Source organism: Paenibacillus sp. MER 180, assembly GCF_023713665.1.
Classification (GTDB): domain Bacteria; phylum Bacillota; class Bacilli; order Paenibacillales; family Paenibacillaceae; genus Paenibacillus_B; species Paenibacillus_B suaedae.
Map to the genome: position 1 here is coordinate 258,844 of NZ_JAMAVT010000001.1, position 13,134 is coordinate 271,977.

Here is a 13,134-nt window from a genome sequence, read left to right on the forward strand (position 1 = left end):
GTCAACGCCGTTTGCGCCCAATGTTCGTGAATTATTTTTAATTATTATTTCAATCCATTATAGTAGATAGTTAAAAAGGTAAAATCCGAACATTAATACGTATCCTCTTTGAGGAGTTTCTTACCATAGAAGAGTAAATACATCGTTAGTCAGGTTAGCATCTACCCAAATCTAGGTTCTCGATATATCATTTACCTATATGATCTAACTCACACCAATGAATGGGCATACGGATTGGAGGTTCGCGTATGAACACGCAGGAACCCCCCTACGGGGAAGGACTTATTATTGATAAGTTATATGTGACGAAGGGCAATTCCACACTTTTAGATGCGCTGAGCGTACAAATACATCCCGGACAATGCATTGCAGTGCAAAGCAACCATATTACGGGACAGTTAATTATCGATTTGCTTATGAATCGCGCTAAGCCCTCTGCCGGCAGTGTAACCTGGCGTGGAGTGCCACTCTCCTCTGCCTCACTCGCCACCAAGATCGGCTGGATTCGGCAGGGCGATCCCCTCTACGAGCGATTAACACCGAAGGATGCCCTTATCTTCTATATGAAGATGTATGGAGCCTACCATAAAGATCGACTTGAGCAGCTATTGAAGCTAACCGGTCTGCATGAGTGCGTGAATACGCCGCTTGGCAAATGTACGTTATCTGAGCAGCGCCGATTCCACTTGGCGAGAGCCGCCGCTCATCGCCCGGAACTAATCGTCATCGAGGATCCCGAATTCCATATGGACTTGGAGAGCAGCTACCTGCTTCGGCAATGGATCAACACCATGTGCGAAGAAGGCGCTTCAATCTTCATGACCGTGCCTTCCTTAGAAAGCGCGCTTACGATGACCAATCATGTCGTTCGCTTAACACCATCGGGCTTCAAGTCCGTTGTCATTGAGGATGAGGTGCCTGTAACAGGAACACTTCAGGAAGTCGAGATATTAGAAGCGCATGGGCATACAAGCGATGCTGAAGAGCAGGTGTTCGTGGCGGAAGCCGAAGATGGTGGACAAGAAGGCACCGGAACGACGGAGTCTCTGAATGAAGATGTTAGCAGCCAGCCATCAACCAAGGACAAGAAGTCCACAATACAAGCAGCTGAGAACGAAGAGGATGAGCCTGAATCCGCTTCAGCTGGAGCTGGACAACGCTTCGTCCCTCAAATCAGCTTCGATAAGATTCCAGCGCGCATCGAAGACAAAATCGTGCTTATCGATCCACTGGAACTGAATTATATTGAAAGCCAAGACGGGGCTTCCCAGCTTCATATGCATTCGGGTTCCCTCCCCTGTACAATGACGCTGACGGAACTGGAGCGTAAGCTTAAGGCATTCGGATTTTTCCGCTGCCACCGTTCTTACTTGGTCAACCTGCAGCGTGTACGCGAGGTCATTATTTGGTCGCGCAACAGCTACAGCCTTGTGCTCGATGATGAGAATAAGAGCAAGGTACCACTCTCCAAGAATAAATATGAAGAAATGAAGGCCATTATGGGGATCGGATAATTCATCATCTGCGCCATTCATCAGAAAAAGCTGTATTATCCACTCTCTCATTGGTTCCATTCCCCCCGCGAAATGCTCCATTCAACCTCTGGAGCACTCTATTCGCGGGGTTTTTGAGGTGATGATCACCCTTTTGCGATACGATAAGGATGTCGACAGGGACGGCAACGCGGCAATGAGCCGACTCAGCCGCAAGCGAATAATAGCGGCACCGGCATTCACATCGTACACAATATCATTTATATAAAGCGAGGGTGACTCACATGGAACCAATTATCGAAGTGAGAGCAATGACCAAGACATTCGGCAATAAGCAAGCCATCAAGCCAATTGACTTCACAATTGAACGCGGTGAAATCTTCGGATTTCTGGGACCTAGCGGCTCCGGCAAGACGACAACCGTTAAGATACTGACTGGTCAACTGCTTCCTACGTCAGGCACAGCCCGCATATTTGGCGTAGACATCGCAAAGATGAAGGATTCGGAACGCCAGCAGCATCTGTCTCGCATCGGCATATTAACGGATAACAGTACCTTGTACGATCGGCTCACCATTGAAGACAACCTTGTATTGTTCTGCAAGCTGTATAATGTGCCAACGAGCCGAGTACAGGAAGCGCTGGAGCAGGTTAACTTAACGAATGAACGCAAAACGGCTGTTAAACAGTTGTCCAAAGGGATGAAGCAGCGGGTAACACTCGCACGCGCCTTGCTCCATAAGCCCGATATTTTGTTCTTAGATGAACCGACATCTGCTCTTGATCCAACAAATACGAAACGAATTCATGAGGCTTTACGCGAACTTAACCGCATGGGCACAACCATTTTCCTGACGACACATGACATGGAAGAAGCAGAATCGCTGTGCGATCGCATTGCATTCCTCCATAATGGATGCATTGCTGCCATGGATACACCTCAGCAGCTGCGGCTAGCCCATATGGATCATGGCATTACGGTTGTTACAACAGATGGAACCCACACCGTTGAGCGCGACGAGAGTGGAGCCAAGCGCATTCATGACTGGATGACTTCCGGCAAGCTAGTATCGATCCATTCGAACGAACCGACATTAAGCGATATTTTCATTAAAGTGACTGGAGGCGTATTACAATGACATTTTCGATAAATCGTGTATCTGCAATGATTCAGAAGGAATGGAAAGACGCTCTGAAGAATCAAATGCTTTTAATCACTGCCGCTTTGCCGCTTATTTTCGCTTTTATGTTCAGCAAAGGAGAAGCCAGTGATGGCGCCACTCTTCTCATGATGCCAGTTAATATGGCGCTGCTCATGACCTGTTTATTTGTTCAATCTATGATCGTTGCGGAAGAGAAGGAGAAGCATACGCTGCGCGTACTGATGCTGTCCCCTGCCAAGCCGATCGAAGTATTGCTGGGCAAGAGCGCAATCTCCGTATTCTTAACCGTATGTGCGCTTGTCGCAACATTTCTGATTGCAAATACACCAGCTCTTCCGCTTGTCGGTCTTGTTATGCTGATTGTACCAAGTCTGATCATGTATGTAGCATTCGGAACTCTTACCGGTTTGCTTTCCCGTACGATGATGGAAACTTCTTTTGTAGGTATGCCGCTGATGATCGTCTTCTTGATGGGGCCAATGTTCAAGTCTATCTTTAATAGCACCCTGGTAAATACGATTGTGGATTACTTGCCAACATCTCAATTGTCAGCAGCAGCCGAGAAACTATGGGATGGACAAGGAGTATCATCCATTTTAATCCATACTGGCATCATCTCCATCTGGATGGCTGCAGCGATTATCATTACATTGATTGTATATCGCAGCAAGCGTTACGACGCATAATGAGCTTGTCCGACAGGAACACCATTATTTCCCGAGAAATATACGGCGGCTTTCTACTCAAGCTGCAACACGAACAGCACAGCCCTGGAAGAGTACACGCTCTCGGCTGTGCTGTCTTTGTGTAATGCAGGTATTACTTGGATTGCTCTTCTACAGATTGACCCTCCTGTTTGCGTTCGAACAAGTCACTAAGACCCCATCTGCTCTTCTCCGCGGTCGATTCATCGATGCCAAAATGCTTCACAGCCCTCACGCACGGCTCAGAAAGCAGCTTCTCCAGCAGCTTATCGATATGCCATGTACGGCATTTCAATGTTACCTGCAGCAGCACACAGCAATGGCTATCTAGTTCACTTGAGTCCTCTACTAGTGGATAGACCGTTGCTCTAGCCTCTAATCCTCGTTCCACAGGTTCAATGGAAATGTCCGATATGGCAATGTTCTGTTCCTTCAGAATAAATAGAACCTTCCCGATATGGCGCGGTCCGTCCGCAATAACAAGTGCAAGCTGTCTTACGGAAGCAGATTTCGAGAAGCGCGAGAACTTCTTCTCCAGCTTATTCAACATGAATAAGCTGAAGAATGCTGTAAATGCGGTCAGTAGCGCTCCGTAGTAGAAGCCTGCTCCAACCGCCAAGCCTATCGCGGCAACTACCCATAAAGAGGCTGCAGTCGTCAGTCCTGATACGGTCATGCCCGTCCTAAGTATCGTTCCCGCACCAAGAAATCCGATCCCACTAATCACTTGAGCTGCTAGCCGGGCAGGATCCATGCGTACATTCGTTTCATAAATAAAGCTTGAAAAGCCATAGCTCGACAACATCATAATGAGCGCAGAACCAAGACAAACGAGAATATGCGTACGGAATCCAGCCGCATGCTCCCCAAATTCGCGCTCCAATCCGATTGCACCGCCCAACACAACGGCAATAATGACACGCAGGGTAAGCTCCAGCATGCCGATTTGCCATACTTCTGGATGAACGCCTAATTCCATAATTCGTATCAGCCTCATTCGTAGATGCCCTGTTCCAACCGCAGATCAAATAGTGGAGTATGAGTATGGGCACATTAATATTATTTTTTGTAAGCGCTTCCTATAAGGGATCTGTTAACTCCTCTCACCCCCGCACTACATCTGGATGCAGCTTCTCAAGCAATATCCATGTTGAACATCATCGTCTCTTCGAATAAACCTTAGAGTTCCTGCTCCATATAAGTAAGGCGGAAAAATCGAGTATATAATCTGGATTATATGCGCTTGTCTCCAAAGTAGAACGAATCGTTTATTATTCTTCATTCGATAACATGACACTTGAAGCTATGAAGCGGTTCATACATTCGCAGTCCTATTGTTGCGTATTTTCTCGTCTATTAAATTCCTGTTTCTCCCATGTTAGAATAATATTGATCATAAATTATCGAAAAATGAGAGAAGGTGTCTTATTGGATGGTACAAATATTGTCCATAGGTGAACTCATCCACACGTACAGACACAAGCAAGGCATGGCGTTGTCCCAATTAACAACATTGACAGGTATACATAAAGCTACCATATCCAAAATCGAAAACGGCGAGGTCAGGCGACCCGAATATGCGACTATCCAGCCGCTGGCCCGTGCGTTGAACGTTCCGTTAAAAGAGTTCATCGAACTATACGTCACTGTTGAGAGGCGGGCAGAACCCCTCCTACGTGTGCTGAAAGATGTGCTCCAACAGGGGGAGAACGCCGCGCTTGTGCGTACCGTTGGAGCCGCATTTCTGGCATCGACAAGCGACGATAGCTACACTCTAGTCGAACAGTTACATGACTTCAGCACCACTGTGGAACTGAAGACGATGCGATTGACTCTGTATCAACTGAATCGTAGACTATTCTCGCGACCATGGCATTATGCCATTCTTAGCGAGAGGGTTATATCAGGTCTACCTGATTGAACGAGACGATTTTACCCGACTTCGGAACGTTTATGAAAGCGGTAAGCATATTGTGCAATATGCGAACTTCTTAGGCATCGAAGATAGAATCACTTTGTACTACAAATTGGCTGTTCATGCGTTCAATTTATTTTTATACCGGCAAAGCATTGATCTCAGTCTTCATGTTCTTCAAGAAGCAGATGCAGACAATTGGTATTACATCAATGCACTTGGCGTATTGCAGGATTCATATTTCTATATTGAGGACTATGATAAGTCTGAATACTACTCACATCTTTACACGCAATATAATTACCCCCACATCAAGGTAAATTCAGTCCTTATGGGAGCATTGCTAAACGCCAAAAAAGGAAACTCTGCTGTTTCCATCGAACAGCTTACTTCCTTTCTGGAAACGTGCAATCAGGATGATGCTCTTCATGCTATTAATCAATTAATGTTATTATATTTGCAGGACAACCAATTAGATAAAGCGGAACAATTGCTTGCATACCCAATATGTCTACAATCCATCAGCACAAATAACCCCAACATCATCTCGCAGCTAGCCGAATATTATTATCACCGAGCTGAATACTTTATTACCATTGGCGACCTTGATCAAGGAATATCCGAATGCCTGGAAGGTGCGTTCCATTTCTCGAGAGTGAATGATACGGATCAAGAAAAAGAATGCATCAATCAAATCGTGTGTAGTCACCTGCAACAAAACGTTACCCTGTCTATTCGCACCTTAGAAAAAATGAAGACGTATTACAAACGCAGCGCAGCTAAAGAACATAAATTGGAGGGGTTCATATGAAACGTTTAAAGGCAATGCTATACAGCAGTCTCTTTTGCTCTGTCCTCATTGAGATGATCCAGTTGTCGGGGAATGTTGGAGGGACACATCCATGGTAAGAGCACTCGAAAGTGCTCTTTTTTCTTTTTTAGTTGCCTTTTATTGGATTTATTCAAAAACCAACAACCCATTGTATACTTGTTTGTAAATATAAGGAACAAATAGTGATGGGATGGTAAGTATCGAGTGGATAAATTTGCGCATTTTAGCGTAGGCGACCTAACACCTGTTTAACTGTATATCGTACTAAAAGTAGAATGCAATACACGATAAAGACATTTACCGCATATAAATCAAGCCTCCATGAACATTCTACTGCATTTCTCCATAAAAAAACTTCACTTGCATGACTTAACGGCTCCTTTGGACCATAAAAAACAAAGGGAACCGGAAACCCCAATTGTTTTCCATTATTTTCAATTAGTAATAAAAGAAAAGGCAAGATCAAGCTAACAACTAAAATAAATTTACTATTCCGCATTCTACAATCTCCTTAATTAGAAATTTATCTCACACACCATTGAAATTTACATATAAAACAAAAAAATTAGGAGGGTATTACATGTCTAAAAAACTTACTTCATTGTTTTTTTCACTAGTTCTGATTTTTTCACTGGCAAGTTCTGCGTTTGCGGAAGAAGGGAAAAACGTTTTAACGTTCGACCAGAAAGAGCAATTGAAGGCTATTGAAGAAAAGTATGACGGCGATGTTGAAATTTTCTTTCCTGATTCAGAATCCTTAAACTCTACTGATTCTTCGGAAAGAATGAAATTCAATTCCGTGGAAGAACTCGAAGCATTTATTGATATTTTAAAATCTGAACAAACAAATGAAGACTTTAATACTTTGGGGTCATCTCCATTATATACTGGACATGTCAAATGGTATGCAGCTTTATTGGGAGGAACGTTTTCTTGGAAAAACATCGAGTATAAGTATGATGTCAGTTTTGATAGAAAAGGTAATGGGTACATGAGCAGAATTTATGATGTTAGCTCTTATTTAACTGGCATCCAAATTGGACTTTCCTATACTCAATTAAAAGATAGATCGTGGGTAAGTGGTGATACTGCTCACCTTATTGTTGATGGTACGTATTTAGTAGGAGCAGACATTTTTGGTGTCCCTATTGGAGTTAAAGTTGAGACTACTTGGGAAAAAACTGACACAAAGGATATGCCAAGTCAAGCTTAGCTAGATTCTTTCGAGACGGAGTAATACAAATGTAATACACGCCGTTAAATTTGTTTGCAATAATGTATTACAAATGTGTTTTGAAAAAAAGTTTTTCAACCGGTGTGCTACGGCGCAAAGAAGCCCAGGTATTTTAATCCTTGGGCTTCTTGCAATTACGGCTCCGATTCGTCCTGCAGCCGTAATTCCCGTCTTTATCGATAGCATAGCGTAGTCGTAGCAAGAAATCAACTTGGCTTAATCTACTTGATATTCACGGCAGTTTTCATCGAGCATGATCTTGGCCGTGGATCTATCCGGATTAACTCGTGTAATGAACTCGTCGCCTTCCTGGCGATAATTATACGGAATACCTGCAGCTCGTGCTTTTACTATAGCCTATGCAGCTCAGCGCTTCTGCTCTACTGCTCCGCTGTTCGTTATTTCAAATATGTTTCCATTCCCCCCTCCTATTGCGCCTTTTAACCGACAAAAGGTACTTTTCAACCGGAATATAAGGAATGGACGTATAGATGCCTATAGAATAAGGGTATCAAATCAATCGAGGGGACGTTGAAACAAATGATGAAGAAGCAAAATGAAAAGAACACTTGGACTTGGAGCGCATTGAAATCGAAGAGAGCATTTTGGTTATATTCCGGAATCGCATTAGGTGCGGTTTTGGGTCATCTTACTAATAATCTGGGTACATTCGTGGCTGTTGGCTTATGTACCGGTGAGGCCATGTGGAAGACGTATCAGAGACAAGTTAGCACACAGCATGCAGAAGGATAAGCTGTACATAAATGAAGCGAGACTGCCGAACACGGCGAACGGTCTCGCTTTTTTAGTGTTATCAGCCCTGCTTAACCGCCTTATTTCTGAAATAAGCGCGCTTGCAGGCTCGGATCTGCCTTCGTAGGACGGAAGGCAATATAATGATATTCCGCCACGTGATGTACAAAGAAAGGATCCTGCTCGATATAAGAGCGAGCTTCCTCCTCTGTCTGCGCATCAACGACGATAATTCCGCCTGTACGAGGCTCCTTCGGCCCGGATAGCAGAAATACACCTCTCGAATAATGCTCGTCCAAAAAAGCACGATGGGCATCCAAATGTACATCCACATCGCTCATCGGCTTCGTATAGCTTAGCTCTACAACATACATGCTTGTACTCCTCCCTGATCTGCTTCATACACAGAAGCAGCCGATGCATCAAGTATTTCGCACGAACCGAATGAAGTCAAGAACTGCTCTGTTGACTCCTAGATACACCTCGCAATGAATGACTTAGAAGAGATTATCAAAACATAGAAAATACAGGTGTGCTGCACCTTATTTTATTGTCACTTTTTGCTAACCATTCAACTCTTGGAATTCAACTCTATTTGTATTAAAGTAAACGATGTTGCATAAATATACCGCACTCCAAGGAGACTTATTTATACATGATAGCTAAGAAAGACAACAATCAGCAAGATCCCTTGCATTCCCAGCAATTGAATATGGGTGGACTGCTGCATTTCGCAATTCCATCCTTGCTCGGATTGCTTCTCTTCGTCATTCCGATTCCATGGAATGGTGAAGTGACCGTACCTATTGCATTTCTGGCCAAGCTCATCGGACAATGGCTTGCGCCGTGGCTCCCGCTTGCCGCCACAGTCATCATTGTATTGGCGTGGCTGGGGACGGCTTATACTTACTTGCGGAAGCCGGCTAATCTGCTGCAACTGCCGTTATGGAAGGCACTGTTCGCCATCTCTCCCTTCTGGTTCGCCGCACGGACGGTGGGCATGATATTTGCCATCATCACCTATTTCCAGATTGGACCTGAATGGATATGGTCGGAGCATACTGGAGGCATGCTGCTTACGAGCTTGATTCCAGGCTTGTTCGTCGTATTTATGCTCGCTGGCCTGCTCCTGCCGCTATTGGTTGATTTCGGACTGCTTGAATTTTTCGGTACGCTTATGACCAAGATTATGCGGCCTATCTTCACCTTGCCGGGCCGCTCCTCCATCAACTGCATGGCATCATGGCTTGGCGACGGTACAATCGGAGTCATGATGACAAGCAAACAGTACGAGGCTGGGTACTATACGAAGCGTGAAGCTGCCGTAATCGGCACAACATTCACAGCTGTATCTATAACTTTCAGCTTCATCGTTTTAAGCAACGTGAACCTGGCGCATATGTTTCTTCCGTTCTATGTGACGGTCACATTAGCTGGCATGATCGCAGCCATCATTATGCCGCGCATACCGCCGTTGTCGCGCAAGCCAGACACGTATGCGCCAGGCGCAACCCCAGCAGAGGATGAATCGATCCCATCTGCATGGAGCCCTTGGCAATGGGGACTTCGTCAAGCGGTAAGCAAGGCACGACAACATGAAGGAGCCGGTTCCTTCATGCGGGAAGGCTGTAAAAATACGATTGACCTATGGATTGGCGTAATTCCCGTTGTTATGGCCATCGGCACCATCGCCGTAGCCATTGCAGAGTATACCCCAATCTTCCAATGGCTCGGCGCACCGTTCATCCCGATTTTGCAGCTGCTGGGACTCCCCGAAGCAGCAGCGGCTTCGCAGACGATATTGGTTGGATTCGCGGACATGTTTCTGCCTACGGTGCTGGGTTCCGGCATCGAAAGTGAGATGACCAGGTTCGTCATTGCCGCTCTATCCGTCACGCAGCTCATCTATATGTCTGAGGTAGGTGGATTGCTGTTAGGCTCCAAGCTGCCTGTTAATATGAAGGATCTATTTATTATTTTCCTGCTCCGCACCTTAATTACACTGCCGATTATCGCAATCGCTGCACATCTACTGTTCTGATTGTGAAAATCTAAGATATGGCCCTGTCTTGCGAGATATTTTCTAATTTTCTCCAAGATCAGGGCCATTTTCTATATTGCAACAATGATCAAAAACGATTATCGTTACATCATTCCATCCTTATGACAATCGTTCACCTTAGAAATAGATTTCCTCTCACCCTTGAAACTTCATCTCATTAGAATTATGAACCACCGGCTGAGCCGACAAGGCAGCTCTTTCGCCTGATTTCCAATGTCGATCACTGCTCTGCTATGGATTCGCCTTAGGAAAGGAGTTCTTCCATGGACAACAAATCATCTTCATCATCTATTGCAGCATCCTCGCAGGGACATTCGCCGTCACGAACGGAGTCCCCAAGCTTGGAGCCAAAAGCACATCTTCAAGCGGACACCATATTCCGTATTCTGCTTGCGATCAGCTTCGTACACTTATTCAACGACTCGATTCAGGCTGTTATTCCAGCAATCTTCCCTATCCTCAAGTCATCGATGAATCTTACATACGCCCAGATCGGTTGGATCTCCTTTGCGATTAACGTGACTGCCTCCCTGCTTCAGCCTGTGGTTGGGTATGCTGCGGATCGCAGACCAACACCTGCACTGCTCCCAATTGGCATGTGCTTCACCTTCGCTGGTGTATTGCTGCTTGCCTATGCACCGAATTATATTCTGGTGCTGCTTGCCGTTGTGCTCGTCGGCTTCGGATCAGCCGCCTTCCATCCAGAAGGGATGAGAGTAGCCCATATGGCTGCCGGCGCCCGCAAAGGGCTGGCCCAATCCATCTTCCAAGTTGGCGGCAATGCAGGGCAATCCCTTGCACCGATGCTGACCAAGTGGATATTCATCCCCTTCGGGCAATCAGGCGCGCTCGTATTTACATTCGTTGCAGGGGCAGGTATCGCGGTACAAACCTATATTGCACGCTGGTATCGAGCGATGCTCGATAGCGGCTATGCATTCAAGAAGCGGCACCAGGCACGCACGATGGATCCATCGAAGCGCAGCCGTATTCAATCCGCTACGATTATTTTAGTTGTACTCGTCTTCGCGCGTTCTTGGTACACTGCCGCCATTGGCAGCTATTATTCGTTTTACTTGATGGAAGCCTATCATTTGACGCTCGATGATGCGCAAATTTATATTTTCTTATTCCTCGGAGCAGGGGCAGTGGGAACATTCTTCGGTGGCCCGCTTGCTGATCGTTTTGGAAGACGCAATCTCATTCTAGCATCGATGCTCGGCACAGCTCCCCTTGCCCTTGTACTGCCTTATCTGCCGCTGTTCTGGGCCGGTGTTGTGCTCGCGATTACAGGATTCATCCTCCTATCCAGCTTCTCCGTTACCGTCATATACGCGCAGCTGCTGCATCCCGGCAACATCGGAACCGTATCGGGGCTAATTACGGGATTTGCCTTCGGAATGGGCGGGATTGGCGCATTGGCACTTGGTTATTTCATTGATACATGGGGGATTGAAGCTGTAATGATCGTGTGTGGATTCCTCCCCTTAATCGGCCTCCTGACTTGGATGCTGCCAAGCGACAACACGCTCCATCAATGGGCAAAAGAAATATCGTAGCATGTCGTTGTCAGCTCCAATGAACAACAACACACCTCTTATGTCCCGATGCTATCCGGCACTTGATCGAACAGGTGCTGGGTAGCATCGGCTATTCGTGCAAATTCACCCTTGAACCTTCCCCTACAGCATATCGAATTAAATAATTATTAGAAAATGGAAGCCCGCTTCCCCTTGCCCCAGACGCGATGTAGGTCTACAATATTGTCAACTTCACTTGAGGGATTATTGCCATTCATTGCAGTCTAAGAGACGATGTCCTCCCATAGATAAGTGAAGGAATGAACCCGAAACCGGACACATAACGATGAGGACTGATAAGGTATACACGTCAATCCATCATTTCAACAATCATGGATTTGCAATACAATACAGACAACAATGGAGTACATCATGGAGGTGATGGAGGATGCCACAAGTAGACAATGAGGAACGAGAACAAGCCACGGTGAATGAACAGCCGAGTGAGACCGCTGAAGAGCAAGCCACAGCTGAGGAAGTAGAGGCTAGAGTCCGTCTCCAAGAGGCGATTCATCACGTGAATGAATTATATCAGAAGCAGAGATACAAAGAAGCATTGGAGGAAGCGATGCGTCTGCAGCAGCAGTATCCAGAGCACCCGACCGTCATGGCGCTGACAGCAGTCGTCCATAAGCCTGTCGCACCCGATCAAGCGCTCTATTGGGCCTCTGAAGCGTTGAAACGCGATACAAGACTGCCTGACGCCTGGCGCGTGCGCATGTCCATCTATTACGAGCGTCAAGAATGGCCAGCCTTCGAGACTGCTGCGAGGCAGCTTGCTGCGGTAACCGAGGAAGATCCTACGCCTCATCTGCTGCTTGCACAGTACCAGCTGCGCAAAGGCGCGCTGGATCAAGCGCTCCTGTCGCTGGAACGCAGCATTGATATCGAGCCTGCCGGCATTGCTTACGCTACCTATAGCTATGTGCTGGCGCAATTGAAGCGTTATCCAGAATCCCGAGAAGCAGAACGCCAAGCATTAGCATGGCAGGAGAGACATTCCTACACGCTTATGCAGCTTGCTTGGGCAGCGGATCAGCGCGGTGAGCCCGAACGCGCCATGCAATTCATGCAAGATGCCATACGTCTCAATCCTGAAGATAATCAGGTAAGAGTAGAATATATGGATGCCCTGCAGAAATCTCACCCTTGGTTCCGCTTCGTATGGTGGCCTGCGCAGATGCTGCAGAAGCTGTCTCCATGGATTCTAGTCATATTATGGGCTGCATTTGCAATTATTCAACCAACATTGCTTATCGCATTTATCGTGCTTCATGTATCGACATATTGGATTAGCCGCGGATTCGTAAATTGGAAAGTATATGGCAAGTTATGGGTGTCGTGAACGACACCCCACTCTCCTCAAAATCTCGACAGCATGCCATCCCATCATCTAAG

At 46.1% G+C, this 13,134-nt stretch carries 12 protein-coding genes; 10 read left to right on the top strand and 2 right to left on the bottom strand.

Annotated elements, in window-relative coordinates; genetic code table 11:
- The first annotated feature begins 248 nt into the window (after positions 1 to 248).
- The 3 genes from M3661_RS01060 (at position 249) to M3661_RS01070 (ending at position 3,342) form a co-directional block, all read left to right on the top strand.
- On the top strand, positions 249 to 1,514 hold the full coding sequence (locus M3661_RS01060) for a LytTR family transcriptional regulator DNA-binding domain-containing protein (RefSeq protein ID WP_251481433.1): 1,266 nt from the start codon (positions 249 to 251) through the stop codon (positions 1,512 to 1,514).
- Positions 1,515 to 1,777: 263 nt separating this feature from the next.
- Positions 1,778 to 2,632, top strand: a complete 855-nt coding sequence (locus M3661_RS01065) for an ABC transporter ATP-binding protein (protein ID WP_251481437.1) — start codon at positions 1,778 to 1,780, stop codon at positions 2,630 to 2,632.
- Positions 2,629 to 3,342, top strand: a complete 714-nt coding sequence (locus tag M3661_RS01070; protein ID WP_251481442.1) for an ABC transporter permease — start codon at positions 2,629 to 2,631, stop codon at positions 3,340 to 3,342. Before M3661_RS01065 ends, M3661_RS01070 begins: the two co-directional genes overlap by 4 nt.
- 133 nt (positions 3,343 to 3,475) lie before the next feature.
- Here M3661_RS01070 and M3661_RS01075 read toward each other — a convergent pair whose 3' ends face one another.
- A complete protein-coding gene (locus M3661_RS01075) occupies positions 3,476 to 4,357 on the bottom strand; it encodes an MgtC/SapB family protein (RefSeq protein ID WP_397376479.1) in 882 nt (293 codons plus the stop codon).
- A gap of 435 nt (positions 4,358 to 4,792) precedes the next feature.
- Here M3661_RS01075 and M3661_RS01080 point away from each other — a divergent pair, with 435 nt between their 5' ends.
- From M3661_RS01080 to M3661_RS01095, 4 genes are all read left to right on the top strand, one after another.
- Positions 4,793 to 5,281, top strand: a complete 489-nt coding sequence (locus M3661_RS01080; RefSeq protein WP_251481445.1) for a helix-turn-helix domain-containing protein — start codon at positions 4,793 to 4,795, stop codon at positions 5,279 to 5,281.
- A gap of 52 nt (positions 5,282 to 5,333) precedes the next feature.
- Positions 5,334 to 6,086 carry a hypothetical protein gene (locus M3661_RS01085; RefSeq protein ID WP_251481448.1) on the top strand — a complete coding sequence of 251 codons (753 nt, stop codon included), beginning with the start codon at positions 5,334 to 5,336 and terminating at the stop codon, positions 6,084 to 6,086.
- A gap of 601 nt (positions 6,087 to 6,687) precedes the next feature.
- Complete coding sequence (locus tag M3661_RS01090; RefSeq protein ID WP_251481451.1) at positions 6,688 to 7,320, top strand: hypothetical protein; 633 nt, start codon at positions 6,688 to 6,690, stop codon at positions 7,318 to 7,320.
- A gap of 561 nt (positions 7,321 to 7,881) precedes the next feature.
- Positions 7,882 to 8,094, top strand: a complete 213-nt coding sequence (locus tag M3661_RS01095; protein ID WP_021257275.1) for a hypothetical protein — start codon at positions 7,882 to 7,884, stop codon at positions 8,092 to 8,094.
- Between the two features lie 80 nt (positions 8,095 to 8,174).
- On the opposite strand, the gene M3661_RS01100 is transcribed toward M3661_RS01095, so the two are convergent.
- Positions 8,175 to 8,468, bottom strand: a complete 294-nt coding sequence (locus tag M3661_RS01100; protein WP_251481454.1) for a YciI family protein — start codon at positions 8,466 to 8,468, stop codon at positions 8,175 to 8,177.
- A gap of 281 nt (positions 8,469 to 8,749) precedes the next feature.
- Here M3661_RS01100 and M3661_RS01105 point away from each other — a divergent pair, with 281 nt between their 5' ends.
- The 3 genes from M3661_RS01105 to M3661_RS01115 all read left to right on the top strand — a co-directional run bounded on the left by M3661_RS01105 (position 8,750) and on the right by M3661_RS01115 (position 13,081).
- Complete coding sequence (locus M3661_RS01105) at positions 8,750 to 10,135, top strand: YjiH family protein (protein WP_251481458.1); 1,386 nt, start codon at positions 8,750 to 8,752, stop codon at positions 10,133 to 10,135.
- A 284-nt stretch (positions 10,136 to 10,419) separates the two neighbouring features.
- Positions 10,420 to 11,715 (top strand): MFS transporter, encoded by a 1,296-nt coding sequence (locus M3661_RS01110; protein WP_021257278.1) that lies wholly within the window; start codon positions 10,420 to 10,422, stop codon positions 11,713 to 11,715.
- Positions 11,716 to 12,124: 409 nt separating this feature from the next.
- The gene (locus M3661_RS01115) at positions 12,125 to 13,081 is read left to right on the top strand and encodes a tetratricopeptide repeat protein (RefSeq protein ID WP_251481460.1); all 957 of its coding nucleotides are present in this window, start codon (positions 12,125 to 12,127) and stop codon (positions 13,079 to 13,081) included.
- The last annotated feature ends 53 nt before the right edge of the window (positions 13,082 to 13,134 follow it).